General features: G+C 72.3%; 27 protein-coding genes. 15 read left to right on the top strand and 12 right to left on the bottom strand.

The window, feature by feature from the left end; translation table 11 throughout:
* Positions 1 to 21: 21 nt before the first annotated feature.
* Complete coding sequence (locus M3666_RS00770) at positions 22 to 861, bottom strand: hypothetical protein (protein WP_066651774.1); 840 nt, start codon at positions 859 to 861, stop codon at positions 22 to 24.
* A complete protein-coding gene (locus M3666_RS00765; protein WP_066651776.1) occupies positions 858 to 1910 on the bottom strand; it encodes a hypothetical protein in 1053 nt (350 codons plus the stop codon). The genes M3666_RS00770 and M3666_RS00765 overlap by 4 nt, the downstream gene beginning before the upstream one ends.
* Before the next feature lie 160 nt (positions 1911 to 2070).
* Between M3666_RS00765 and M3666_RS00760 the strand changes: the two genes are divergently transcribed.
* Positions 2071 to 2643, top strand: a complete 573-nt coding sequence (locus tag M3666_RS00760) for a GNAT family N-acetyltransferase (RefSeq protein ID WP_251154188.1) — start codon at positions 2071 to 2073, stop codon at positions 2641 to 2643.
* A 30-nt stretch (positions 2644 to 2673) separates the two neighbouring features.
* On the opposite strand, the gene M3666_RS00755 is transcribed toward M3666_RS00760, so the two are convergent.
* The 7 genes from M3666_RS00755 to M3666_RS00725 all read right to left on the bottom strand — a co-directional run bounded on the left by M3666_RS00755 (position 2674) and on the right by M3666_RS00725 (position 11126).
* Positions 2674 to 3324 (bottom strand): ATP-binding cassette domain-containing protein, encoded by a 651-nt coding sequence (locus tag M3666_RS00755; RefSeq protein ID WP_251154187.1) that lies wholly within the window; start codon positions 3322 to 3324, stop codon positions 2674 to 2676.
* Positions 3321 to 5345 (bottom strand): hypothetical protein, encoded by a 2025-nt coding sequence (locus M3666_RS00750; RefSeq protein ID WP_251154186.1) that lies wholly within the window; start codon positions 5343 to 5345, stop codon positions 3321 to 3323. The genes M3666_RS00755 and M3666_RS00750 overlap by 4 nt, the downstream gene beginning before the upstream one ends.
* Positions 5346 to 5368: 23 nt before the next feature.
* Positions 5369 to 5767 (bottom strand): lactococcin 972 family bacteriocin, encoded by a 399-nt coding sequence (locus tag M3666_RS00745; RefSeq protein WP_066651785.1) that lies wholly within the window; start codon positions 5765 to 5767, stop codon positions 5369 to 5371.
* An 83-nt stretch (positions 5768 to 5850) separates the two neighbouring features.
* Complete coding sequence (locus M3666_RS16965; RefSeq protein ID WP_209684240.1) at positions 5851 to 7143, bottom strand: esterase family protein; 1293 nt, start codon at positions 7141 to 7143, stop codon at positions 5851 to 5853.
* Positions 7140 to 9173, bottom strand: a complete 2034-nt coding sequence (locus tag M3666_RS16960) for a DUF2156 domain-containing protein (RefSeq protein WP_251154185.1) — start codon at positions 9171 to 9173, stop codon at positions 7140 to 7142. The genes M3666_RS16965 and M3666_RS16960 overlap by 4 nt, the downstream gene beginning before the upstream one ends.
* A gap of 128 nt (positions 9174 to 9301) precedes the next feature.
* On the bottom strand, positions 9302 to 10507 hold the full coding sequence (locus M3666_RS00730; protein ID WP_066651791.1) for a histidine kinase: 1206 nt from the start codon (positions 10505 to 10507) through the stop codon (positions 9302 to 9304).
* A complete protein-coding gene (locus tag M3666_RS00725; RefSeq protein WP_200884149.1) occupies positions 10500 to 11126 on the bottom strand; it encodes a response regulator transcription factor in 627 nt (208 codons plus the stop codon). The genes M3666_RS00730 and M3666_RS00725 overlap by 8 nt, the downstream gene beginning before the upstream one ends.
* 131 nt (positions 11127 to 11257) lie before the next feature.
* On the opposite strand from M3666_RS00725, the gene M3666_RS00720 reads away from it, so the two are divergent.
* Positions 11258 to 11992: a GntR family transcriptional regulator gene (locus M3666_RS00720; RefSeq protein WP_066651794.1), complete on the top strand. Its 735-nt coding sequence runs from the start codon at positions 11258 to 11260 to the stop codon at positions 11990 to 11992.
* Between the two features lie 121 nt (positions 11993 to 12113).
* Here the strand turns inward: M3666_RS00720 and M3666_RS00715 are convergent, their stop codons facing one another.
* Positions 12114 to 12566: a PTS glucose transporter subunit IIA gene (locus M3666_RS00715; protein ID WP_209684238.1), complete on the bottom strand. Its 453-nt coding sequence runs from the start codon at positions 12564 to 12566 to the stop codon at positions 12114 to 12116.
* Complete coding sequence (locus tag M3666_RS00710) at positions 12563 to 12820, bottom strand: PTS transporter subunit EIIB (RefSeq protein ID WP_268746776.1); 258 nt, start codon at positions 12818 to 12820, stop codon at positions 12563 to 12565. The genes M3666_RS00715 and M3666_RS00710 overlap by 4 nt, the downstream gene beginning before the upstream one ends.
* A 161-nt stretch (positions 12821 to 12981) precedes the next feature.
* Here M3666_RS00710 and M3666_RS00705 point away from each other — a divergent pair, with 161 nt between their 5' ends.
* The 12 genes from M3666_RS00705 (at position 12982) to M3666_RS00650 (ending at position 23429) form a co-directional block, all read left to right on the top strand.
* Positions 12982 to 14247, top strand: coding sequence for a PTS transporter subunit EIIC (locus tag M3666_RS00705; RefSeq protein WP_251154184.1), 1266 nt, complete (start codon positions 12982 to 12984; stop codon positions 14245 to 14247).
* Positions 14248 to 14360: 113 nt separating this feature from the next.
* The gene (locus tag M3666_RS00700; protein ID WP_209684236.1) at positions 14361 to 15275 is read left to right on the top strand and encodes a metal ABC transporter solute-binding protein, Zn/Mn family; all 915 of its coding nucleotides are present in this window, start codon (positions 14361 to 14363) and stop codon (positions 15273 to 15275) included.
* 56 nt (positions 15276 to 15331) lie between these two features.
* Positions 15332 to 16162 (top strand): metal ABC transporter ATP-binding protein, encoded by an 831-nt coding sequence (locus tag M3666_RS00695; protein ID WP_251154183.1) that lies wholly within the window; start codon positions 15332 to 15334, stop codon positions 16160 to 16162.
* Positions 16162 to 17106 carry a metal ABC transporter permease gene (locus M3666_RS00690; protein ID WP_066651805.1) on the top strand — a complete coding sequence of 315 codons (945 nt, stop codon included), beginning with the start codon at positions 16162 to 16164 and terminating at the stop codon, positions 17104 to 17106. The genes M3666_RS00695 and M3666_RS00690 overlap by 1 nt, the downstream gene beginning before the upstream one ends.
* Positions 17103 to 17516 carry a Fur family transcriptional regulator gene (locus M3666_RS00685; protein WP_081984565.1) on the top strand — a complete coding sequence of 138 codons (414 nt, stop codon included), beginning with the start codon at positions 17103 to 17105 and terminating at the stop codon, positions 17514 to 17516. Before M3666_RS00690 ends, M3666_RS00685 begins: the two co-directional genes overlap by 4 nt.
* Before the next feature lie 10 nt (positions 17517 to 17526).
* Positions 17527 to 18222 carry an alpha/beta fold hydrolase gene (locus M3666_RS00680; RefSeq protein ID WP_251154182.1) on the top strand — a complete coding sequence of 232 codons (696 nt, stop codon included), beginning with the start codon at positions 17527 to 17529 and terminating at the stop codon, positions 18220 to 18222.
* A gap of 467 nt (positions 18223 to 18689) precedes the next feature.
* Entirely contained in the window at positions 18690 to 18926 is a 237-nt protein-coding gene (gene rpmB / locus M3666_RS00675; RefSeq protein WP_022903747.1) for a 50S ribosomal protein L28, read from the top strand.
* The gene (rpmG, locus tag M3666_RS00670) at positions 18926 to 19096 is read left to right on the top strand and encodes a 50S ribosomal protein L33 (RefSeq protein WP_022908193.1); all 171 of its coding nucleotides are present in this window, start codon (positions 18926 to 18928) and stop codon (positions 19094 to 19096) included. The genes rpmB and rpmG overlap by 1 nt, the downstream gene beginning before the upstream one ends.
* Before the next feature lie 2 nt (positions 19097 to 19098).
* Positions 19099 to 19404 carry a 30S ribosomal protein S14 gene (rpsN, locus tag M3666_RS00665; protein WP_022903745.1) on the top strand — a complete coding sequence of 102 codons (306 nt, stop codon included), beginning with the start codon at positions 19099 to 19101 and terminating at the stop codon, positions 19402 to 19404.
* 291 nt (positions 19405 to 19695) lie between these two features.
* The gene (locus M3666_RS00660; RefSeq protein WP_058727660.1) at positions 19696 to 19983 is read left to right on the top strand and encodes an HU family DNA-binding protein; all 288 of its coding nucleotides are present in this window, start codon (positions 19696 to 19698) and stop codon (positions 19981 to 19983) included.
* 177 nt (positions 19984 to 20160) lie between these two features.
* Positions 20161 to 22125 (top strand): cytochrome c oxidase assembly protein, encoded by a 1965-nt coding sequence (locus tag M3666_RS00655; RefSeq protein ID WP_251154181.1) that lies wholly within the window; start codon positions 20161 to 20163, stop codon positions 22123 to 22125.
* Positions 22122 to 23429, top strand: coding sequence for a DEAD/DEAH box helicase (locus M3666_RS00650; RefSeq protein WP_251154180.1), 1308 nt, complete (start codon positions 22122 to 22124; stop codon positions 23427 to 23429). Before M3666_RS00655 ends, M3666_RS00650 begins: the two co-directional genes overlap by 4 nt.
* Positions 23430 to 23706: 277 nt before the next feature.
* Here the strand turns inward: M3666_RS00650 and M3666_RS00645 are convergent, their stop codons facing one another.
* Complete coding sequence (locus M3666_RS00645; protein WP_158407721.1) at positions 23707 to 24156, bottom strand: DUF4383 domain-containing protein; 450 nt, start codon at positions 24154 to 24156, stop codon at positions 23707 to 23709.
* A gap of 238 nt (positions 24157 to 24394) precedes the next feature.
* On the opposite strand from M3666_RS00645, the gene M3666_RS00640 reads away from it, so the two are divergent.
* Positions 24395 to 25291, top strand: coding sequence for a phosphatase PAP2 family protein (locus M3666_RS00640; protein WP_251154179.1), 897 nt, complete (start codon positions 24395 to 24397; stop codon positions 25289 to 25291).
* Positions 25292 to 25399 lie beyond the last annotated feature (108 nt).

The raw sequence follows: 25399 nt of genomic DNA, 5'->3' as shown, positions 1-25399 counted from the left end.
GCAGCGCCGGGCCGGCGTCACTCAGGCGCGCGAGCGCAGCTCGTCGATGCGCCCTGCGACCGCAGCGCGGAAGGCGGAGACCGCGACGACGGCGTCGAGTGCGTGGCTCTCCGGAGGCTCCGCGCTGCCCGCGGCCGTGGAGAGTTCCGAGTACGCACGCGCGCCGGTCGCATCCGCGCTCGTGAAGAGGTCACAGACGGCGACGACCGCGTCGGCCCGGTCGCGCTCGGAGACCGGCTCGAGGACGGTGAGCACGGCGTCGGCGGCACGGGGTCTCCCGGAGCGGAGATCGGCCACGAGGACCCAGGCGAAGTCGTAGAGATCCTTGTCCGCGCGACGCCAGTAGGCGCTCGCGCCCTTCGCGGCGACGTACCCGCCGAGTCCGGTGATGGGCGCCTGTTCCCCGTTGATCTGCGTCGCGTGGACGTCGTGGAGCGCCGGCCCCGGTCCCCGGAGGTTCTTGGCGCCGAGCACCGAGCAGCCCGGCAGCGCGATCTCCTGGTCGATGTTGTCCGGGACGTCCACCAGGAACTCGACCAGGACGGGGAAGCCCCCGACGTCGAGCAGCCACCGCCAACCGGTGTTCGGGGTGGCCGTGACGAACCCGGCGGCCAGGAGTGCGTGCTCCAGCCACGCGAAGTCGAGGTCGTCCCGGTCGTACACGAGGCCGATGTCGATCAGGACGTCGACGTCGTTCGTGCCTTGGTGGGGCTCGTCCGACTCCACGAGGTGCTCCGGCACGAGGCCCCCGATGAGCAGCAGATCGCGTCGGCGGTCGCCCACCGCGCGCAGCAACGACGCGTACGCCGTCTCGGCGAGCGCTCGGGCACCCCGGCTCCGCGTCGATGGGTCCGAGCTCACGAGACCACCTGGAGCATCGTGGCGCGGAAGGACTCTGCTGCCTCACGCTCGCGGTCCGTGCCCGCGGCGAGGTCAGCGTAGACACGAGCGGGCGCGGCGACTCGGCGACCATCGACGATGCTGGCGGTCCTCTCGATGACGGGCGTGGTCGGTGCGAGTCTGATCCGCGGCACGGAAGCGGGGATCAGTCGGGCGCGTCGGGTCGCTTCGTCGATCCCGCGCCAGGCGTCCGGACTCGCGACGTAGGCGGTCACGACCCATCCGCCGGTCAGCGTGGGGCGGGACAGCTCGCTCGCTGCGGCTCCGGTCAGGACGAGCTCGTCGCCGAACGCCTCGACGAGTTGCTCCACGATGCGAGCGGGGTCCCGGTGGACCGAGTGAAAGCCGTCGAAGCGTCGGCGTTGCTCACCCGTCCACCGTGACCAGGAGTCGAACATCGCCGGCCCGTTCGCGACGACCCGGCTCCGGGGTCGAAGGCCCGGTGCCGTCCACTGCTGCGCATCGAGGAGCGCGTAGGTGCCGGCGACGGTCCCGAGGGATCGACCGCTCATACGGGCAACCGTCTCGACATCCGGTACGTCGCTCGCTCCCGCCGTGGCGGGGTCCTGCTTCGTCAGGACGGCGAGCAGCGCTTCCGTGACGTCAGCCCGGGCAGGGCTCCATGTCAGCGGACGATCAGCAGGGCGGGACGGCGAAGCGCCGTCCCGGTCGACCCACACGGTACCGAGACGGAGCTCCGCGGATCCGTCGCGCCCGACCCACGACGCGCCCTCGGAGCGGAGCAGCTGTCGTGCTCCTGGTGACACGGTGTGGGCAGCGATCACGATGAGGTCGCCGTGCTCTCGTGCTGCGCGCACTTCCGGGTCGATCAGTGCTCGTTGCACGTCCCTCGGGTAGCCGTAGCCGGCCCAGGAGACGACGAGGCGGCGACGGGATCCGTCGGGCAGTGTTGCCGTCCAGCTCCCGTCGCGTCTCGGTGAGAGGACGACCGAGCCGTTCGGGAGCGCTTCCGCCAGTGCGGTGATCGCGAACTCTTCAGTGTTCGGCACGTTTTCACTGTACAGTGAAAACGTCCTTCATGCTGAAAAATCGGTGATTGTGTACTCGTTGGGCGGCCCCGGGCTGCGCGAAGCCGCAGTCCGGGGCCGGATCGCGCGGACGTCGCGTGGTGTCCACCCAGTTGTCGGGGGTCGGGGTGATGATCGGACCATGGCCCACCAGCTCCTGACCCCACAGCAGGAGATCCGGACGGATCGCCTGGTGCTGACACCGCTCACGCCCGCCGACATCGACGACGTGCACACGGTGTTCTCCGACGCGCGGACCTGGGAGCACCTGCCCTCCGGGCGGCACGCCGACCGTGCGACGACGATCGACATGGTGCAGCGCAAGATCGGCGGTCGGGCCCGGTACGGCCTCGGCTCGTGGACGGTCCGCACGACGGACGGAGCGTTCGTCGGGGTCGGCGGCGTCGACATGACGACGGCGGGGGTCTGGAACCTCGGCTACCGGTTGGCTCCCGCAGCCTGGGGGAACGGGTACGCCGGCGAGCTCGCGCGCGCAGCCGTGGCCGAAGCGCACCGCGCAGCTCCCTGCGCGCCGGTGACGGGCCGGGTGCTGACCAACAACCCGGCGTCGGCCGCTGTGCTGCGGAAGGTGGGGCTGTCGCTCGTCTGGCAGGGGCCGGCGTCGGTCGCTGCTCCGGACGGCGTGCTCGGTCAGGTGTGGACCGACCGCGAACTCACCGACGACCAGTTCGCCTGGCTCGTCCGCAACGCCTGAGGGGCGGACGACGCCGAGGAGCGGGCCTGCTCAGGGGCCGCCTCGATGGTCCCGTGCATCCCGGAGGGCGATCACGCGTGCCGCGCGCCGTGTGACCGACGGAGCGTGCGTCGCGATGAGGACCGCGGCGCCTGCGGCCGCGAACGACTCGAGCCGGTCGAGCACCAGCGCAGCGTTGTCGGCATCCAGCGCGCTGGTCGGCTCGTCGGCGAGGATGACGGACGGCTGCTTGACGAGGAGCCTCGCGAGCGCGACGCGCTGTTGCTCGCCGCCGCTCAACTCATGGGCGCGCGCCGTCGAGCGGCCGCCGAGTCCGACCTGTTCGAGCGCCGCGGCGGTCGAGAGGCCCCGACGACGGCCGCGTCCGGTCGGTCGGGCGAGGTCGACGTTCGCCCCCACGGTTGCATCGTGGACCAGCCCGAAGTCCTGGAACAGGTAGCCGATGTGGTCCCGTCGGAGCAGGCGCGCGCGGCGTGCACTCCGTCCCGCGTCCACACCGCCGATGCTGATCGTCCCGGAGTCGACCCGGTCGATGTGGCCGACGCAGTCGAGCAGCGTCGACTTGCCGCAGCCGCTGGGCCCCGTGAGCGCCACGACCTCGCCGGCGGCGACCGAGAAGGTGAGGTCCTCCCAGAGCGTGCGACCGCCCCGCTGCTTGCTGACGGTCAGGACGTCGATCATCGTGCTTCGTCTCCTCGGGACCTGTCGGTGCCCCGGGCCGTGCCCAGGACGATCACGGTGCTCACGATCGACACCACCACCGCGGCCGCGATCGCGAGCAGCGCTGCCGGAGTGGCCGTCTGCGTCAGCGGGTCCAGCGTCGAGACCCGCCACGATGCATCCGGCCTGAGCCGGGACCACGCCGCACCCGCCGCGACAGCTGCGACGGCGACGGACACCACCTCGACGGCGAGCAGGTCGGCGTCGGCCCGTACCGGGTGGACACCTGCGACGGTCTTCGCGAACCTGGCCCGGCCGTGCCGGCGACGGTGTGCCGACGTCGCGAGCACAGCGAGCGCGACCGACACCACGGCACCGCTCACGACCGCAGCGGACTGGGCGACGACCGTCCGCCGGGCACCGCGTGCGGTCTCCGCTGCCGCCTGTCCGACGTCCACCACGGCACTGATCTCCGAGCCGACCCCGGCAGCGTGGATCGCCCGCTCCGCGCGCGCACGGTCGCGGAACGCGACGTCGCCGGTCGACAGCCACGAGCCGAGCTGGTCCGCCGAGAACATCGTGGCCGGCGTCGGGACGACCACCAGGACGGCGTCGTCGACCCATCCCCGGACCCGGCCGCCGTCCGGGTACGTCCAGAGCTCCGGCGTGCCGAGCCGCCCGAAGGTGACGTCCCGGGTGGCCGCAGCGGGCGCGTCGCGGAAGTCCCAGTCGGTGAGCGACCTGACGAGCGCGTCCGCGTCGAGCCTGCTGCGCTCGGGGAGCCAGACGGTCGGCCCCGCACCGGCACGGATGCGGGTGCCGTCCGCCGCGCGGACGTCCTGGAGTCGGAGGTACTCGGCGTCGACGAAGAGCGCGGACACCCCCGCGCCGCCCTCGCCGGTCGAGACCTCCCTGAGCGCGGTGAGCAGTGCGTCGTGGTCCTGCAGTGCGCCACCGGCGAACCGGCCGAGCCGGTCCCAGTACGCCTGTGACTCGATCGGTCGGGGGTCCGGCGTGATCCAGAGCTGCACGACCGTCCCTGCCGCCCGGAGGTCCCGATCGGTGCCGGACGTCCGCGCCACGACCTCGGCGCCGACGAGACCGCTCACCGCGGCGACGAGCAGCAGTGTCGCCGCCAGCCGTGCGATGTGCGCGAGCCCGACGATCCCACCCGGTGGCCGCGAGCCACGCAGCGAGTCGATCAGGGGGCGTCGGCAGGCGAGGAGGACGCCCGTCGCGTGCGCGAGCAGCACCGGCGTGAGCAGCGCGGCGCAGAGCAGCGCGGACGCGGCGACGAGTGCCGGCCACTGCGCTGCGCCGTTGATGATCCAGATGCCGACGCCGGCGAGTGGCGCGCCGACGAGCACGACCGTCGCGCTCGTCCGCAGTGCACCGAGCTCCTGCCGCAGGATCCGCGCCGTGCTGTGTCCGTGCAGTCGCCGGACCGCGCAGCGCCGTGGGGAGCCGACCGTCGCGACCAGGCACGCGGTCGCCGATCCGAGGACCAGGATGCCGACCAGTCCCGCGGTGCCGTCGACCGTCTCGCCGATGCCGAGTCGAGTCAGGGCCCGGATCGACTCGGTCGTCGTTCCGTAGCCGACCGAGTCGAAGGCGCGGACCAGGTCGTGGCGGGCGGCATCGTCGCCGAACAGCTCGTACGTGCCGGTCGGGTCGACGCGGTCGAGGTCGGCCATCGGTCGGACCCGGGTCGAGACCGCACTGGAGAAGTCCGGGTAGCCGTCACGGAGCCACTGCTCGCCGAGCGTCCCCGGAGCGTCGGTCACGAGCGCTGTCCGGCGTCCGTCCGGGTCCGCGCGGTCGGCGACCATCCGGACGACGGTCGCGTGGTGTTCCTCGGCGACGCGGGTGATCGCTCCTGCGATGATCCGGTTCGACCGCGCCGCGCCGCCGAGGGAGACGGTGACCGAGGACGTCGCCCCGACCACGCTGGTCTCGTCCGCCACGGTGAGTCCGACGAAGGCGAGGACGAACGCGAGGACGGGCGGAATGGCGTAGGCGAGTACCAGTGCACGGGGTCGCATGCGGTTCTCAGGACCGTCGACGGTCAGCAGTTGTGGTAGTAGGCCTGGTTCCCGCTGAACTTCTTCGGGGTGATCGCGTAGGCGTACCGCCCGCCGGGGACACCCGTGACCTGCCTCGACTTCTTCCCGACCGCGGTCGCGCCGTGGCAGCGCTTCTCGCGGAAGTAGTTCGACCAGACGTCACTGCTGCCGACGCCCCACTGCCAGAAGCTCCCGCCCCCGCCGTCACTCCGCTGCAGGACCGAGGAGCGACGCTCTCCGGACGTTCCGGCACCGGAGTCGGGGATGACGATCCCGCCCGCTTCCGAGCCCTGCCCGAGCACCTCGGTCGGGCTCGCGACCGCCACCGTCGCGGTCCCGCCGACGACCAGCCCGATCGTCAGCGTGAGGCCGATCAGGACCTGCTTCCCCTTGTGTTCCATGTCGTCACCCTTCCGTTCGTCTGATGTGTCCGATCAGCGTGACGGAGCGCTTCGGGTGATGTCAAACATCGGATGTACGATATTCAGCTCTGCGATCGAGGTTCCGCCGCGGACAACGCATCCGCGAACGGCCCGACGTACGTCCGGAACGACCACTGCACGGTGTTCCAGTCGTGACCGCTGCCCGGCGCTGATCCGACCTCGACCCGGGCCCCTGCCTCCCGCGCGGCCGCACCGAGCTCCCGTGCGTTCTCGCTGAACTTCCGGTCGGACGACCCGGCGGTCAGCCAGAGGGCGTGGCCGTCCAGCCCGTGCTCCCGCATCTGTGCGATCGGTGCCGCCGCCTGCCAGGCCGCCACGGATCCGCCGAACGCCTGGTCGGCGCTGTGCTGCGGGCCCTGGTCGATCGGCTGGAGCTCGCTCGACACCGCCAGCGCCGCACCGAAGGCGGACGGGTGCCCGGTGAGGAACTGCATCGTGCACGTGCCACCCTGCGAGAACCCGGTCAGCCCCCAGGCCTTCCGGTCGGTCGTCGCGGGCAGGTTCGCGTGGATCCAGGTCGGCACGTCCTGCGTCACGTAGGTCGCGACGTTCCCGAGCCGGGAGTCGACGCACATCGTGTTCCTCCCCGGCGCGGAGAGCTGGTCGACGCTGACGACGATGGGCGCCCGACCGTCGTGCGCGCGGGCGTAGGCGTCCAGGGGTTCCGCCAGACGACCGGCGGTGAACAGGTCCCCGGGCGCACCCGGCTGCCCCGAGAAGGCGATGACGACGGGCAGTGGTCGCGGGTCCCGCACCAGGGCCGCCGGCGGCAGCCAGACGACGGCCGGCCGCGCGTCGAAGTGCGAGCGCGTGCCGGGGATGGTCGCGGTCCGGACGATCCCGGCGGTGGGCATCGTGTCGAGGGGAGCGGCGTCACGGTCGTAGGCGGGCCACGGGTCGCTCTGCACGACGGTGCCGAGCGTCGGGTACTTGGCGAACTCGACGTTGATGCCGAGCGCAGGCACGACGAGCGCCGCCGGCACCAGGACGATCGCGAGCGCGCGACGCCATCCGCCGCCCTGCACCAGACCGGTGACCGCGAGGGCGAGTGCCGCGCCGGCGAAGGCGCTCCACATCTGCGTGATCGGGCTCAGCGCGACGCCGAACAGGTCGACGACCTGCGTGGTGAACCAGCAGGCGGCGAGCACGACGAGCGCGGCAGCGGCAGCGATGCCGGCGCGGAGGGCCGCTCGGCGCCAGGCCTGCCGCGACCGCCACTGCCGCACGGCGGGCAGCAGGACGGCGGTCGCGAGCACGGCGAACGCCAGGTCGGCCGGCACGAGCTTGTTCGGTGCCTGCAGCTGCGTCGCGAGCAGCCACTCGACGGGGCTCACGAGCGGGCGGCCGGCTGCTCAGCCGCCGGGGCGACGTGCGCCTGGCGGAGCGCCCACAGGTGCTTGGGACGGAGCCCGGGCACGTACGCGCTGGTGAGCGCTCGCGCCACCCGGGGCGCCTGCAGCGCGCTCGGGACGACGAGCCAGAGCGGCTCGTGGCGCGCGCCGAACTTCTCCTTGAAGCGCTGCAGCGACCGGAAGCCGTAGACGGGCTCGAGCGCCCGGGCGAGGAGCGCCGACCCGCGGGCCACCCACGACCCGGCGTCGGTGTGCGGTGCGAGCGGCGTGCCGGAGAGGCTGATCGTGGTGAGGCCGGCCTCGCGGGCGCGCAGGGCGGTCCGGGCGATCAGGAACTCCATCACCCCGGGCATCCCGTCCTCGCCGCGTCGCATGACGTCGAGCGTGTACCCGGTCAGGGCACCGTGCTCGTACACGGGCAGCCAACTCGTCACCGCGGTCACCCGACCCTCGGCGGTCACGGCGAGCAGCAGTCGGACGTCCGGGTCCTCGAGCTCGCGGAACCCACCGAGCGTGAAGCCCATCTCCGGCAGCCGACGGTCGGCTGCCCAGCGGGTGCAGATCGTCTCGACCTGCGCGCGCTGGTCGGCGTCGAGGGCGGCGAGCGTGGTCCACTCGTCGCGGAGCCCTTCGCGGTCGGCACGGTTGGACGCGGTGCGCAGGTCCTGGCGCTTCTTGCCGCGCAGGTCGAACGTCGTCACGTCGAGCACGGACTCCACGCCCACGGGGAAGGACGCCCACCCCTCGGCCGCGAGGATCGCCCGCACCGGCTCGTGCACGCTCGTGAACGCGGGGGTCCAGCCGTTCCGCTCGCAGGCGCGGGCGAACGCGGCGACCACCTCGGCCCGGTCCGCGGCGGCGCACGCCGGGTCCGACACGGTCAGGGCGACGTCGCCGTGCACGCGGTAGGCGACGGCACCGAGTCCGTCCGGGTGCGTCCAGGTCGCGTTGCCCCGCCAGGTGCCCATGTGCCCGAGCGTGCCCGCGTCCCCCTCGCGGAGCATGCCGAGGTAGTCCTCGCCGCAGGTCGGCGTCGCACGGAAGCGAGCGCGCACCAGCTGGCCGCGGAGCGCCACGATCGCCAGGAGCACGGCGGCGGGGACGGCCCAGGCCCCGAGCAGCGTGACCTGCCACTCGACCTCGTCGGTCGTCAGACCCTGCCACTGCACGAAGCCGTCCTGCAGCGGTTCGATGAGGAACACGTCGGCGAGCACGGCGGACAGCGTCACCAGCAGGCCCGCCGCCAGGACGAGCCCGGTGCGACGGCCGCGCTGGACGAGCCAGGCGGCCCCGACCAGGAGCACCCCGACGAGCACGGTCGCCCGGTCGCTCATGGCATCGGCGAACGGCGACAGGACGCCGTCCGGCTCCGGCACGACGAGCGTCACCAGGGTGCCCGCGCCGAGGGCGACGAGCGTCGCGACGACGACCGAGCGCGGGTGGGTGACGACGGTCCGGTCGGTGCGCGGCGCGGTCGGTGCCGGCCGGGAGGCGCGGCGCACCACGAGCGCTCCGGCGGCGGTCCCGAACAGGGTCGCCAGGGCACGCGCGGTGTCGGAGCCGTGGCCGGCGAACAGCACCAGGGTGAGCACGACCGTCCACAGGACGGCGCGGACACGACGACGGCGGGCCGGCGGCATCCTGGCGGAGGCCGCGGCGAGCAGGGCGGTCGCGACGGCGGACGGGGCGAACAGCGGCTCACCCGCGGCGGCCTCCGCGTGGGCCTCGCCCATCGCCGACCCGACCGTCACCGCCAGGAAGGTGACGCCGACGGCCGCGAGCGGGGCGCCCACGCCGACCAGGACGGTGCGCAGCGACCCGAGCGTGCGTTCCGCGAGCACCGTGACGGCCACGACGACCGCGAGGGCTGCCCAGGCGACCGGCGGGTGGTGCGGGAAGTCCGGCTCGGCGTACGCGACGCGTGCCGTGACGGCGAGCAGGACGGAGGCGACGCCGACGCCCACGGAGACGGGGTGTCGACGGATGCTGGCGACGAGCGCTGACTGGACCACGCTGCCATCACAGCCGACCCTGCCGGGTCGGTGCATCGGGCGGTGGCGTGAACACGGGTGGCCGATCGGCCACCGACCGTCCCTCGGAGGGCTGGTCACCCGTCGTCCGCCGCTCGCTCGCCCGGCCGTCAGGGGGTGGGGACGCTCGGTCGGTGCTCGACGGGCAGGCGCAGGTGCAGCGCGAACCCGTCGCCGGGCTGCGGTCCCGAGTCGAGGCGGCCGCCGAGGAGCGACGCGCGTTCGCCGAGCCCGATGAGCCCCAGGCCGGACCCGGGCAGTTCGAGCCGGTCGGCACGTGCGGGCCCGTTCACGAGGTCGACGAGCACCTGGTCGCCGTGCAGCCGACCGCTGATCCGGACCACGGCGCCGGGGGCGTGCTTCCGGACGTTCGTCAGGCCCTCCTGCACGAAGCGGTAGACCGCGCGCTGCACGGGCAGGGGCAGGGTCTCGGGCAGGTCGACGGCCGCGTCGGTCTCGAGCCCGCTCGCGGCGACGAGCCGGGGCAGGTCGGCGAGCACGGGCTGCGGGGCGATCTCCCGGTCGGTGCCGCCGGACGCCCGGAGCACCTGGACCATCTCGCGCAGCTCCTGCAGGGTCACGACGCACAGCTGCCGGATCGTCCGCGCGAACGCCCGCTCCTGCTCGTCGCGCCCGGCCATCTGCACGCCGCCGGCCTGCACCGCGATGAGGGTCACCTGGTGCGAGACGACGTCGTGCATCTCGCGCGCGAGCAGGGCGCGTTCGCGGGAGAGGGCGACCTCGGCCGCGCGACGCCGTTCCTCGGCGCGGGAGGCCCCGAGCTCGGCGATGCGGTCGACCAGGTCCGCGCGGGTCCGCACGAGCAGGCCGATCGAGAGCGGGCCGAGCGCGAAGATGAGCGCGTACACGATCGACACCACGATCTCGTCGAGCTGCTGCGGTGGGCCGACGACGAAGCCGCTGAACCCGACGAACTGCACGACGGCGGCGAGGAGCATGAGCCACCGGCGGTCCGTCCGCTCACCGAGCGTGAAGAGGGCGATGCTCGCTGCGACGACGCCGGAGCCGATGAAGAGCCCGGGCATGGTGAGCGCGAAGGCCAGGACGGGGAGCCGCCGGCGGAGGACGAGCGCACCCGCCGCGACGAGCGACAGGGTGATCTCGGTCGTCGTGGCGCCCGCGATGTCGAGCACGGCGTCGACGACGGCGGCCGCGAGGAAGAGCGCGTCGACCAGCCACCACGGGGCCGGGTGGGCGCGCGCACGACGGAGGCCGACGTCGACGAGTGCGTCGAGCCTCCCGTCCGTCCGCGCCAGCAGCCGTCGGACGCGACCGGACGGAGCGGGCTCAGCCATCGAGCAGCCCGGCCTCCGCCGCGCGCAGCGCGAGCTGGACGCGCGTGGTGACGCCGAACGCGGCGAGGAGGGCGCGGACGTCCTCCTTCACGGTGCCGGTGCTGACGCCGATGCGCTGGCCGATCTCGGGGTTGCTGGCACCCTCGGCGACGAGCCGCACCACGGCGTGCTCGCGGTCGGAGAGCTCCGGCGCCGGCGTCGACGGCCGGTGCGCGAACAGGCGGGTGCGGTCCACGCCCGGTGCCAGGACGATGCCGCCGCGGGCGAGCGCCCGGACGTACTCGGCGAGCGACTCCGGGTCGGTGTCCTTGAGCAGGAACCCGGCGGCGCCGGACTCCATCGCCCGGGTGACCACCTGCGTGTCGGTGTCGAACGTGGTGAGCATCGCCACGGCGGGCGGCTCGGGCAGCTGCCGGAGTGCAGCGAGCACCTCGAGCCCGTTCACCCGGGGCATGCGCACGTCGAGCAGGACCACGTCGGGGGCGTGCCGGCGCACGGTCTCGACGGCGTCGACGTCACCGCTCGTGGCGACGACGTCGATGTCCGCCGCTGCGCCGAGGATGAGTTCGAAGCCGTACCGGACGAGCGTCTCGTCGTCCACGATCACCACCGAGGTCACGGGCGTCATCTTGTCACGGCGTTGGCTTCTCGCATCCTGATCGCTACTGTGAGGACAACTGGTCATGTCCGCACAGGACCAGCTGGGCGAGGACCGCCCGGAGTCGACGAGCACCGGAGCACGAGGACCGCATGACGAGCCGCATCACCGAGGGGGCCGAGCCGAAGCACCAGCAGCTGCGGCGGATCCTGCTCGACCTCGCGACCGCCCGACTCGCGCCCGGCGCGGCGATCCCCTCGGAGCGGCAGCTCATCGCCGAGTACGGGGTGTCCCGGATCACGGTGCGCGAGGCCCTCGGACAGCTCGTCAACGAGGGCTACCTGGAGCGCGTGCGCGGCAAGGGCACCTTCGTGGCGCACCGTCCCGTGCAGTCGACACTGCACCTGGCGTCCTTCACCGAGGAGATGCGTGCGCTCGGCCACGTCCCGACGACCGTCGTGCTGGTGCGCGAGGAGCGGGTCCCGCCGGCCGACACCGCGGCGGCGCTGCGCCTCGACGAGGGCGACACGGCCCACCACCTGAAGCGCCTGCGGATGGCGGACGGCGCACCGGTGTCCGTCGACGACGCCTGGCTCTCGGCGACGGCGTACCCGGGCCTGCTCGACCAGGACCTGTCCGGGTCGGTGTACTCGCTCGCGGCGGACACGTACGGCGTGCCGATCGACCGGGCGCAGCAGACGGTGGCGGCGAAGCCCGCGGCCGACGACGTCGCGACGCTGCTCGGGACCAGGACCGGGGCGCCCCTGCTCGAGTTCGACCGGGTGTCGTACTCGGGGGACCGGCCCGTCGAGCACGCCCGGTCCTGGTACCGGTCCGACCGCTACCGGGTGCAGATGGAGGTCACCGCCCGACGGCCGGGGGCGTAGCGCGCGCTGCCGCCCGCCCGCCCCGCGGCCGGAGCCGAGCCTCGGCTCCGCGGACAGGTTCGCGTTCGTGCGCCCGCGAAGACGTCCGCGGGGCCGAGACTCGGCGGGGGTTCCCCCGCGGTCAGACCGTGTAGAGCGTGGCGCCCTCGGGCACCGTGGTGCCGACCGAGCGCTGCTCGACCGAGTCCGGCGCACTGCCGAGCACCACGACCGGGCAGACCGGGGAGTAGCCGGCGGCCTCGATCACGCTCGGGGTGAACCGCACGACCGGGTCGCCGGCGTGCACGGTGTCACCCTCGGCCGCGAGCAGCTCGAAGCCCTCGCCCCGCAGCTGCACGGTGTCGATGCCGACGTGCACCAGGACGTCCGTCCCGGCGGAGCCCTGCAGGGCGAAGGCGTGCGGGTGGAGCTTGACGATCGTGCCGTCCACCGGGGCGACCGCGGTCACCGGACCCGCGACACCCGTCGGGTCGACGGCGACCCCCGCGCCGACCAGCTGCCCGGCGAACACCGGGTCGGGCACGTCGGCGAGTGCGACGACCGGGCCCGCGAACGGGGTCCGGACCGCGGTCACAGTTCGTCCTGGATGTCCTGCGCGAGGTTGTCCGCGATCGGACCGACGATGACCTGCCACCCGGTGCCGCCGCCGACGACGGCCTGCGCGCCCGCTGCCTGCAGGGCGGCCTTGTCCACGAGGTCGCCGTCCTCGACCTCGACGCGGAGGCGCGTGATGCAGCCCTCGACCTCGTCGATGTTGTCTGCGCCACCCAGTGCGGCGATGATGTCGGCTGCCTTGATGTCGGCCATCGTTTCCTCCTCGTTGCGGATTCCGTGCCGGGTTGACACGCATCTGGTCACCGGTTCAGACTACGGAACTGGTCATGACCGGACAGGACCGGACCCGGCGGTACCGCCGAGGCTACCCGGGGTCCTCGCATGACTCAACTCACCCCTGCGCCCAGCTCCACCCGATGACGAGAGGAACGCCGATGAGCACCGCTGCTGCAACGGACGTGCCGGACAAGAAGACCCCGAAGAAGCAGTCCAGGCTGTTCGCGAACGCCCAGCGCCTCGGTCGGAGCCTGCTCCTGCCGATCGCGGTCATGCCGGCCGCGGGCATCCTCAACCGCCTCGGCCAGAGCGACATGCTCGGCGCCATCCCCGGCTTCGAGCAGGGAGCCTCGGTCATCGGCGCCGCGGGCAACGCGATCTTCACGTGGCTGCCGCTGCTCTTCGCGGTGGGCATCGCGATCGGCTGGGCGAAGAAGTCCGACGGGACCACGGCGCTCGCCGCGGTCGTCGGCTACATGGTCATGTACGAGGTCTGGAAGGTCATGTCACCGATCGTCCTGGCGGGCGTCGAGGACGCGAACGGCGACCAGAAGATGATCAACTACGGAGTCCTGGGCGGCATCGTCATGGGTCTGGTCGCGGCAACCATGTGGCAGCGCTTCCACCGGACGAAGATGCCGGACTTCCTCGGGTTCTTCTCGGGTCGCCGCCTGGTGCCGATCCTCACGGCCGCCGCCGGTCTCGTGATCGCGGTCCTGATGTCCTTCGTCTACCGCTACTTCGACATCGCCCTGACGGCAGCGGGTGAGGCCGTTGCCGACAACGCTGTGATCGGTGGCGGCATCTTCGGCTTCGCGAACCGCATGCTCATCCCGATCGGCCTGCACCAGCTGCTCAACTTCTTCCCGTGGTTCCAGCTCGGGAGCTTCAACGACGGCACCACGATCTGGCACGGCGACATCGCCCGCTTCCTCAACGGAGACCCGACTGCCGGCATCTTCCAGACCGGCTTCTTCCCGATCATGATGTTCGCGCTGCCCGCCGGTGCGCTCGCGATCTGGCGGAACGCCAAGCCGCAGAACCGCAAGGTCGTCGGCGGCATCATGATCTCGGCCGCGCTCACGTCGTTCGTGACGGGCATCACCGAGCCGCTCGAGTACTCGTTCATGTTCGTGGCGTTCCCGCTCTACGTCATCCACGCGGTCCTCACCGGGACCTCGCTGGCGCTGGTCAACGCGCTCGGGATCCGGGACGGGTTCTCGTTCTCGGCCGGAGCGATCGACTACGTGCTGAACTTCGGCAAGGCCGACGGGGCGATCTGGCTCATCCCGATCGGTCTGGCGTACGCGGTCGTCTACTACTTCCTGTTCTCGTTCGTGATCAAGAAGTGGAACCTGCGGACACCGGGCCGCGAGGACGACACGATCGCCGAGAACACGATCGACGCGGCCACCAAGCCCTGATCGCTCGCTGATCCTGCTCCGGACGGGAGGCGCGGTACCGGCTGGCACCGCGCCTTCCGTCCGTCGGGCGGCTGATTTTGACAACCGTTATCAGCAAGCCGTACGCTCGCACCATGCAGAACCGCCGCCTCCTCGCCCTGCCGCTCGTCGCCGGCGCCGCAGCCCTCGCGCTGAGCGGCTGCGCCACGTCCTCCGCCTCCGGTGACGCCTCGGGTGACGGCACCGTCCGGATCGTCGCCTCGACGAACGTCTACGGCTCGATCGCGCAGGAGATCGGCGGCGACGACGTCGAGGTCACGAGCATCCTCGACGACCCGTCGCAGGACCCGCACTCGTTCGAGTCGAGCGCGAAGACGCAGCTCGCCGTGTCGAAGGCCGACCTGCTCATCGAGAACGGCGGCGGGTACGACGACTTCATGACCACCCTGGCGAAGGCCTCGAACACGACGGCCGACACGATCAACGTCGTGGAGCTCTCCGGGCTCGACCAGGGCGGCGACGCGGAGTTCAACGAGCACGTGTTCTACGACTACCCGACGATGGTGAAGCTCGTGGCCGACCTCGAACAGCGTCTGACGAAGCTCGACTCCGCGCACGCCGACACCTTCGAGCGCAACGCGAAGACCCTCACCACGAAGCTCGACGACCTCGAGTCGCAGACCGCAGCGGCCAAGGAGGAGGTCGACGGCGAGAAGGTGTCGTACACCGAGCCCGTCCCCGGGTACCTCTTCGACGCGATGGGGCTCGACAACGTGACGCCCGAGGCCTTCGCCGAGGCCATCGAGGAGGGCGACGACGTCCCGCCGGCCGCGCTCAACGACACCCTCAAGCTGTTCACCGGCAAGCAGGTGCGGCTCCTCGCCGTGAACGAGCAGACCTCCAGCCCCGAGACCGAGCAGGTCCAGAAGGCCGCCGAGCAGGCGGACATCCCGGTCGTCGGTGTCACGGAGACGCTCCCGAAGGGGGAGGATTACGTCTCGTGGCAGCAGGCGAACATCGACGAGATCACGGGGGCGCTCGCGAAGTGACCGCGGTCCAGACCCCCTCGCGAACCGCTGCGGCCCCCGGCCGTGGCGGTTCCGCCGTGCTCGCCCTCCGTGACGCGGCGCTCTCGTACGGGTCGCGGACCCTCTGGTCGCACCTCGACCTCGACCTGGCGCCGGGCGAGTTCGTCGCCGTGCTCGGGCCGAACGGCGCCGGCAAGACCTCGCTCCTGCGCACCGTGCTCGGCCAGCAGCGCCTGACGGGCGGGACGATGTCGTTCCTCGGGCAGCCCGTCCGTCGCGGGCACCGGAGGATCGGGTACATCCCGCAGCAGCGCCTCATGGAGTCCGGCACGCCCCTGCGCGCACGGGACATGATCGTCCAGGGGGTGACCGGCTCCCGGTGGGGTGTCCTGCCCGCCAGCCGGGCCGAGCGCGCTCGGGTCGACCGCATCCTCGACGAGGTCGGTGCGACCGCGTTCGCCGACGCCCCGGTGGCCGAGCTGTCCGGCGGTGAGCAGCAGCGCACCCGCGTCGGACAGGCCATCGCCGCGGACCCCGCACTGCTCCTCTGCGACGAGCCGCTCATCTCGCTCGACCTCCGGCACCAGCGGGGCGTCACCGAGCTCATCGACCGGCAGCGTCGGCAGCAGGACGCCGCCGTGCTCTTCGTCACCCACGACGTCAACCCGATCCTCGACGTCGTCGACCGGGTCCTCTACATCGCCGGCGGGCGCTTCCGCATCGGCGCCCCCGACGAGGTCCTGCGTGCCGACGTGCTGAGCGACCTCTACGGCACCCCGGTCGACGTCGTCCGCACGATGGGACGGATCGTCATCGTCGGCGCGAACGAGGCCCACGACCAGACCGGGGCGCACCACCACTGCGATGCCGACCCGCACGCCACCACCCCGGACGAAGGACGCATCTGATGGACGTGCTGTCGACCGTCTTCTCGTTCCAGGACTACGGCGAGCTCCTGGTCCTCGTCCAGAACTCGATCTGGGCCGGCGCCGTGCTCGGCATCGTCGGCGGGCTCATCGGCCCGTTCGTCGTCGCGCGGAACATGCCCTTCGCGGTGCACGGCATCTCGGAACTGTCCTTCGCCGGGGCCAGCGCCGCCCTGCTGTTCGGCGTCAACGTCGTCACCGGGTCGCTCGTCGGCTCCGTCGTCGCGGCGCTGCTCATCGGGCTGCTCGGCTCGCGGGCCCGCGACCGCAACTCGATCATCGCCGTGCTCATGCCGTTCGGTCTCGGGCTCGGCATCCTCTGCCTCGCGCTGTACAAGGGCCGGGCGGCGAACAAGTTCGGGCTGCTGACCGGGCAGATCGTCTCGGTCGACAACCCGCAGCTGACCTCGCTGGTCGTCGTCTCCGCGATCGTCGTCGTGACGCTCCTGGTGATCTGGCGCCCGCTGATGTTCTCGTCGGTCGATCCCGACGTCGCGGCCGCTGCCGGGGTGCCCGTGCGGACCCTCGCGATCGTGTTCATGCTCGCGCTCGGGCTCGCGACCGCGGTGTCGGTGCAGATCGTCGGCGCGCTGCTGGTGCTCTCGCTGCTCGTCACCCCCGCTGCCGCCGCGCTCCGCCTGACCTCGCACCCCGTGGTCGTCCCGGTGCTCTCGACGGTGTTCGCGGTCGTGTCGGTCGTCGGTGGCATCCTGCTCGCACTCGGCGGCGGACTGCCGATCAGCCCCTACGTCACGACGATCTCGTTCGTGATCTGGGTCGTCTGCCGGATCGTCGGCAGCCGCAGGGACAGACGCGGACGCGACCGCATCGCGGACCGTGAGCAGACCGACGGAGGCGTGCCGCGCCTCCCGACCGGGACAGACGCGTCGACCGACGCGACCCGCAGGGAAGGAGTCACCGCGTGAACGCCGTGCAGAAGCCGAAGCGGAACACCTGGCAGCGGGAGGCCGTGCGCAGCGCGCTCTCCGGCACCGAGGGGTTCGTCAGTGCGCAGGCACTCCACCAGCACCTCCGGGACGGTGGTTCCACGATCGGGCTGGCGACCGTGTACCGGGCGCTCGCCGACCTGGCGACCGAGGGCGACGCCGACTCGCTGCAGCAGGACGGTGAGTCGCTGTACCGCGCGTGCACGACCGACGCGCACCACCACCACCTGATCTGCCGGAACTGCGGCCGCACGGTCGAGATCGAGGCGGACCCGGTCGAACGGTGGGCGCAGGAGGTCGCAGCGGCGAACGGCTTCACGAACGCCAGCCACGTCGTCGACATCTTCGGCGAGTGCGCGGTCTGCACCGCGGCGCGCACCGGCGAGTAGCCTGCCGCGCATGCACGTCATCCTGGTGCCCGGGTTCTGGCTCGACGCGAGCGCGTGGGACGAGGTGGCGCCCGTGCTGCAGGAGGCCGGACACTCCGTCCAGGCGATCACGCGGACGGGCGACACGCTCGACGAGCAGGTCGCCGGGATCGTGGCGGTCCTCGACGCCGTGGCCACGCCGGACGAGCCCGTCGCGCTCGCCGGGCACTCGGGTGCGGGTCCGATGGTGCTCATGGCCGCCGATCGACGACCGTCGCTCGTGGCGCACCTGCTCTACGTCGACACGTTCCCCGGGCCGGACGGCGCCGTCGTCAACGACGAACTGCCCGTGGTCGACGGGGTCGTACCGCTGCCGTCGTGGGACGTCTGGGAGCCCACGACCGTGCGTGACGTGACGCCCGCGGTGCGGGAGGACCTCGAGCGCCGGGCGGTCCCGGAGCCCGCGGCCGTGGCGTCCGACCCCTTCCACTACACCGACCCCGCGCGGCACGCGATCCCGGCGACGGTGGTGTCGTGCGAGGTCCCGGCGACGGACCTCGCGGCGATGGTGGCGGAGCACCATGCGTGGACGACGGAGCTCGTCGCCGTCGAGGACCTGACGATCGTGGGGCTCGAGACCGGGCACTGGCCGATGGTCACGGCTCCGCGGGAGCTCGGCGCGCTGCTGGTGCAGGCGCTGGCGCCGCGGCCGACCGCGGGACCGTAGGCCGCGGGCGCGTCCGGGCCTCCTGGCCGTCCTCGTCGCACGACTTGCCGCGCGCATCCGTCCTGGTCGCACGACATGCCGTCTGCCGAGCCGCCCGACGGCACGTCCTGCGACCGGAAGTGCCGAGACAGGCCTGACCGGAACCGGCGTGACGGGGCCGAGCCGCGCCTCCAGGCCGGTACCGGTGCGACCCGGACGGGAGGCCCGGCTTGCGACACGCGCGGCCGTCCCGTAACGTTGACCCCTGGTCCGCCGCGTCCGCGTGGCAGACCCAGTTGTTCCAAGCCCTCCGACCGTCGCGTACGCCGCGGTCGCGCGGTGTCCGCGGGTCCTTCGACAGGGTCAGCGGGCCTGGGCGGCGCGCACAACCCCCTCGCTGCGGTCACCTCACGGTGACGAGCGCGTGCGTGCCAGGCAAGTGACCTTGGGAGCGGCCGTCCGGTCGCTCGGTACCTCAGGAGGAAACCATGGCAGCAGTGTGCCAGGTGACCGGAGCCACCCCCGGCTTCGGACACAACATCTCGCACTCGCACCGCCGGACGAAGCGTCGCTTCGACCCGAACGTGCAGAAGAAGACGTACTACGTGCCCTCGCTTCGTCGTAACGTCACGCTCACGCTCAGCGCTAAGGGCATCAAGGTGATCGACGCACGCGGCATCGAGTCCGTCGTCAAGGATCTCCTCGCCCGTGGGGAGAAGATCTGATGGCCAAGAAGGGTCAGGACGTCCGTCCGATCATCAAGCTCCGCTCCACCGCGGGGACCGGGTTCACCTACGTGACCAAGAAGAACCGTCGCAACAACCCGGACCGCCTCGTGCTCAAGAAGTACGACCCGGTGATCCGCAAGCACGTCGACTTCCGTGAGGAGCGCTAAGCATGGCGAAGAAGAGCAAGATCGCGAAGAACAACCAGCGCGCCGAGGTCATCGCGCGCTACGCCGAGCGTCGTCTCGAGCTGAAGAAGGCCCTCGTGGACCCGAACGGCACCGACGAGTCGCGTGAGGCCGCCCGCGTCGGCCTGCAGAAGCTCCCGCGCGACGCGTCGCCGGTCCGCTACCGCAACCGCGACGCCATCGACGGTCGCCCCCGTGGCCACCTCGGTGAGTACGGCATCAGCCGTGTCCGCTTCCGCGACATGGCCCACCGTGGCGAGCTGCCGGGCATCACGAAGAGCTCCTGGTAAGCACCAGCACCACCGAACGCCCCGTCCCTGCAGAGGGACGGGGCGTTCGTCGTTCCCGGCCCGAGCGGGGTACACGGTCGCCACATCCGTCACTCGGACCCCTCCAGACCCTCCACAACCCCGGAAATCCGGGCGAGTCGGTCGTCCGGACCCCGCTCGGCTGGTAGGTTCGCTGACGGTTCCGCCGGGCGTGCTCGTCCGCGGGGCCACCACGTCCAGGGCACCCCGCTCCGGGCGGGCGGGCGTCCCGGACGTCCCACCGACACTGCAAGAAGTCCGAGGAGGACATCCATGGCTGACAAGTCACTGAACCGCACCGAGCTCGTCGCTGCCGTCGCGCAGGAGTCCGGCCAGAGCCAGGCCACCGTCAACGGCGTCGTCGACGCGCTGTTCAGCGTCGTCTCGTCGTCGGTCGCCGACGGCACCAAGGTCACGATCCCGGGCTGGATCGCCTTCGAGAAGACCCACCGCGCCGCGCGCACCGGCCGCAACCCGCAGACGGGTGACGCCATCGAGATCGCCGCGAGCGACTCGGTCAAGGTCAGCGCCGGCTCGAAGCTCAAGGCTGCCGTCAAGTAGGACCGCTCAGCACCACCGGGAAGGGACGGCTCCGGCCGTCCCTTCCGTCGTTCCCGGGCGGCCCACGTGTCCGCGGCGCCCAGGCCTGTCCTGCACGGCCTGGAGGCGCGGCGCACCGCCCACAGGTCGACCCACCCGGCGTGCCGTGGTCGGTCGGGCACCGCCTAGGCTTGTCGGGTGGACCGGATCGCACGCATCGCCGGCCCCGCCGTGCTGCTGCTCGTCGGGTTCGTCTCCCTCCTCGTCGCCCTCGTGATCGGCGGCGGGGCGGATCGCGCACTCATCGCCGACCCGGGCGCGGTCGTGCGCTTCGGGCTGCCGATCGCTCGGCTCGTCGTCGACCTGTCCGCGGCAGCGACCATCGGCGGGCTCGCGCTCACCGTCGTCGGACTCTCCCGCACCCGCCCCGAGTGGAACCGCGCGATCGACGTCGCCGCCGGTGCCGCCGGGGTCTGGACCGTCGCCGCCGCCGCCACGACCTTCTTCACGTTCCTGTCCGTCGCCGGGTCGGCCCTCAGCCTCGACGAGCAGTTCGGCCAGTCGATGGGGGTCTTCCTCACCGGCACCGACCTCGGCACCGCGTGGCTGGTCTCCGTGCTCATCGCCGCCGCCGTGACGGTGCTCTGCTTCGCCGTCCGCGGGCGGGGCATGGTCGCGCTCACCGCCGGCGTCGCGATGGTCGGGCTCGTGCCGCTCGCGCAGCAGGGGCACGCCGCGGGTACCGCGAGCCACGACTCGGCGGTGACCGCCCTCGGGCTGCACCTGGTCGGCGCGGCCCTGTGGGTCGGTGGCCTGCTGCTCGTCGTGCTCCTGCGGAACGTGCTGCCCGGTGACCGGTTGCCGCTCGTCGTCGCGCGGTACTCGAGCATCGCGCTCGGCTGCTTCGTGCTCGTCGCGGTGTCGGGGACGGCGTCGGCGATCATCCGCATCGGCTCCCCGGCGAACCTCGCCAGCCCGTACGGCGTGCTCGTGCTCGTGAAGACCGCGGCGCTCGTCGGCATCGGCGTGCTCGGCGCGGTGCAACGTCGTCGTGCGATCCGGTCGCTCTCCGACGCCCCGGAGCGCCGCGGTGCGTTCTGGACCCTCGTGCTCGTCGAACTCGCCGTGATGGGCATCGCGAGCGGGTTCGCCGCAGCGCTCGGACGGACCGCGACGCCGGCCGGCGAGGTCGCCCTCAGCAAGACGACGAACCCGACCCCGGCCGAGCTGCTGACCGACGACCCGCTCCCCGCGGCGCCGGGGTCGTGGGGTTGGCTCACCGCCTGGAACATCGACCTGTTCTGGCTGCTGGCCGCCGTGCTCGCCGCTGCCGCGTACACCGCCGGCGTGGTCCGACTGCGGCGTCGTGGTGTCTCCTGGCCGGTGCGCCGCTCCGTCGCCGCCGCGATCGCGGTCGTCACGCTGGTCCTGGCGACGTCGGGATCGCTGCACACGTACGACCGCTTCCTGGTGTCCGCCAACGTCGGCGCGCACGTGCTGCTCGGCCTGGTCGTCCCCGCACTCCTCTGGGCGGCCGCTCCCGTGCAGCTCATCCGGTCCGCCGTGCACCCGCGCGACGACGGCTCGACGGGCGTCCGCGAGTGGACGGGCCTGCTCGTCGACAACGGCGTGGTGCGGTACCTGGCGCAGCCGTTCCCGTCCTTCGTGCTCCTGGCCGCGGTCTGGTGGGGGCTCTACGCCACCCAGGTCCTGCGCTGGTCGGTGAGCGACCCGTCCGGCCGCACCCTGGTCGACGTCGGGCTGCTGCTCGTCGGGCTGTCCGCCGTGCCAACGCTCCTCACCCCGGTGGCCGCTGGTGCCCGGGCGGCGAGCACCGGCGCGGCGCTCGTGCGGATCGCGGGCGCGGTCGTCGTGGCGGCGGGCACCGTCTCGCTCGGCATCGCGATGCAGGGGCCCCTCGGCCTGCTCCAGGCGTCGTGGTTCGGCGCGATGGGCCGCGAGTGGGGACCGACCCCGATCGACGACCAGGCCCGGGCCGGAGTCGTGCTCGTCGTCGCGGGGATCGCGCTGCTCGTGACGGTCGTCGTCGTCACGGTGCTCCGACTGCGCGGCGACCGATCCGCGCCCGACCGTGCGCCCGCCACCGGGTCGGCGAGCACGGCACCGGACCCGGCACCGGCGTCCGGGACGGCCGAGCGGTGAGCGTCGAGCTCAGCGCCGAACAGCGGGCGGTGTTCGAGTACATCGAGCACACCCGCGACCACGTCTTCATCACCGGACGCGCGGGCACGGGCAAGTCGACGCTCCTCAACCACCTGTCGTGGAACACCGAGAAGCAGGTCGTCATCTGCGCGCCGACCGGCGTCGCCGCGCTCAACGTCGGCGGGCAGACGATCCACTCGCTGTTCCGGCTGCCGATCGGGCTCATCGCCGACGCCGAGCTCCGTCAGGGGCCGGAGACGCGGAAGCTCCTCAACACGATCGACACCCTGGTCATCGACGAGGTCTCGATGGTGAACGCCGACCTGCTCGACGCGATGGACCGGTCGCTCCGCAAGGCCCGCGGACGGCAGTTCGAGGCGTTCGGCGGCGTGCAGGTCGTCATGTTCGGCGACCCGTACCAGCTGCCGCCGGTCCCGGGCGACGGCGACGAGCGGGCGTACTTCACGGACCACTACCGGTCGATGTGGTTCTTCGACGCGAAGGTCTGGCTCGAGGCCGAGCTGCACATCGTCGAGCTCGCGACCGTGCACCGGCAGCGTGACGACGCCTTCGCGGCGATGCTCACCGCGGTGCGGCACGGTCGGGTCACGGCCGACATCGCCGGACAGCTCAACACGGCCGGAGCCCGGCCGGCGCCCGACGACGCCATCACCCTGGCGACCCGGAACGACACGGTCGCGCGCATCAACAAGGCGGCCCTCGACCGGCTGCCGGGCACGGTGAAGACCGCCAGGGCGGACGTCAACGGCGACTTCGGCGGGCGGAACTTCCCGGCGGACGAGGCGCTCGAGCTGAAGCCCGGCGCGCACGTCATGTTCCTCCGCAACGACTCCGACCAGCGCTGGGTGAACGGCACGCTCGGCGTCGTGACCACCATCCGGGACACCGTGTGGGTCGACGTCGACGGGGAGTCCTTCGAGGTCCAGCCGTCCGTGTGGGAGAAGTTCAAGTACTCCTACGACCCGGACAAGAAGGAACTGAAGAAGGACACCGTGGGGGAGTTCCAGCAGTTCCCCCTGCGCCTGGCCTGGGCCGTGACGATCCACAAGTCCCAGGGCTCGACGTACGACCGCGCGGTGGTCGACCTCGGCAACCGGGTCTTCAGCGCCGGGCAGACGTACGTGGCGCTGTCGCGGCTGACGTCGCTCGAGGGGCTCTACCTGACCCGTCCGCTGCGGCCGCAGGACATCATCGTGGACCTCGACGTCCGACGCTTCATGTCGGAGGCGCCGCGGGTCGTGGCGACCGAGCTCGAGGCAGCGCCCGACCCCGACGGCGACTGACGCACCGGCCCCTCCCTCCCCCCCCGGTGTCGGACGCCCGCCGATCGGGCCAGATCCGTCACGGTCGTCACCCGCCGATCGGGCCGGATCCGTCACGGTCGGCGGGAGTCGTCGACGAGTCCTGCCCGCTCGGCGGACGACCCTGGCGTGCCCTGCCCGCTCGGTGGAGCACCCGTGGTGGGTCCTGCCCGCTCGACGAGCCCGGCCGAGCCCCGACGACGACGACGCCCCGCCCACCAGCCGGTGGACGGGGCGTCGAGGACGTACGACGGACGCGTCAGGCGCGCTGAGCCGCCCGGATCGCACGGACGTTCTCGCGGTCCGCACCGAAGGCGGTGAGGAGGAGGACGACGCCGATGATCGCGTGGAACAGGTTGTCCGCGAAGGTCAGCGCGAAGACGTTCGCCGAGGTGCCACCGAGCGCGAAGCCGTACACCGCCATGACGACGAGCACGACGCCGACCAGACGGTTGCCGTTCCGCGCACCGATGGTGGTGCCGAGGCTCGTGATGAGCAGCACGACGGCGAGCAGGATCCAGAGCAGGCACATCGCCGGGTTGACGCCGAAGGCATTCCAGAGCATCCCGCCCTCGCGGCTGAAGAAGCCCGGGTCGCCGTCGGCGGCGAAGAAGAAGCCGAGGAAGCCCCAGAGCGCCAGGAGCGATCCCACCGTCAGGGCGAGGCCCCGGTTCGGCGACGCCGTGATGCTGGGTTCCTTGATGGCCACTTCGGTCTCCTCCTGGTACAGGGTGGTCGCACCGGACGGACCGGCGGCGGGAGCCGGAGCACCTGCCCGCGGTGCACGGGTGGTGCGGCCGTCGGATCCTGAGGTGGCTGACCCCTGGTTCACAGGCGCGGACCGGCGGACCAACGGTATCGTGTCGGACCCCGACCGTCCGAATCGCACGCGCGGCACCAGCCGGACGAGGAGACCGATGATCGCCACACCGAGGAGGACCACGCCGGTGACCCGCACGCCCGAACGCACCGCGCCCGAGTCGCGCGGACCGTTGGTCTCGCGGCGCTTGCGGTGGGGGCTGCTGGCGGCTCTGGGGTTCGTGATCGTGCCTCTCGTCTACGCCGTCGCCGTGCTGACGCCGGTCGGGCAGCGGGTCGAGGACGCCGCGCTCGGCGGGGTCCGGGAGTCCGACCTGTTCGGGTCGGACACTGCACTGAACGTCATCTCGGTGCCGGTCATCCTGTTGCTGGTGGTCGTGATCGCCGCCGTCGCGTTCGCCCGGCGCCGGCTCGCGGTCGGACTCGGAGCGGGCGTCGTGGTGCTCGCGTCGGCAGCCACCTCGACTCTCGTGAAGCGTATCGCCGAGCGCCCGGAGATCGCCCAGTCGGAGACGCCCAACTCGTACCCTTCCGGACACGCGACGATCGCGCTCGCGGCACTGTTCGCCGTGCTCCTCGTGACGCCCCGGCGCTGGCGACCGGTGGTGACGATCGTGGGGGCTGCCTACGCCGTGTTCGTGGCGAACCAGACGGTCGTGTACGGCTGGCACCGGGTGAGCGACATCGTCGGGGCCTGCGCGATCGCCCTGTTCTGGCTCGGGCTCGTCCGTGCCGTCGGACCGCGGGTCGACCGCGGGGAGCGCGGTGACCGGGACGGGCGTCGGGGCCCCCGTCACCTGGTGACCGCGTTGCTCCTGGTCGCGACGGGCGTCGGTCTGCTCGTCGGGGTGGTCGCCGTGGTCGCGGGCCTGGCCGGGGTCGCCGACCTGCACGATGCGGTCCTGGTCGCGGGCCGCATGGCGTCGAGCGTGAGCGTGCTGGCGGTCGTCACGGTCGTGTGGCTCGCGGACGGGCTCCACCACGCCGCACAGACGGACGAACGCGCCCTGCCGCCCCGCCGCTGAGCGGCAGTCCAGGCGGACTGCCCCCCCGAACGAGCGGACGCCTCGACGACCGGGAGGCGTCGCCGCTGAACGCCTCCGGGCACACCCGGCGCCAGGCGCCTCCGGACG

The sequence above is a fragment of the Curtobacterium sp. ODYSSEY 48 V2 genome (genome assembly GCF_023712625.1).
Taxonomy (GTDB): Bacteria; Actinomycetota; Actinomycetes; order Actinomycetales; family Microbacteriaceae; genus Curtobacterium.
Note: the sequence above shows the minus strand (reverse complement) of the source record. Positions and strands in the feature narration are given on the sequence as shown.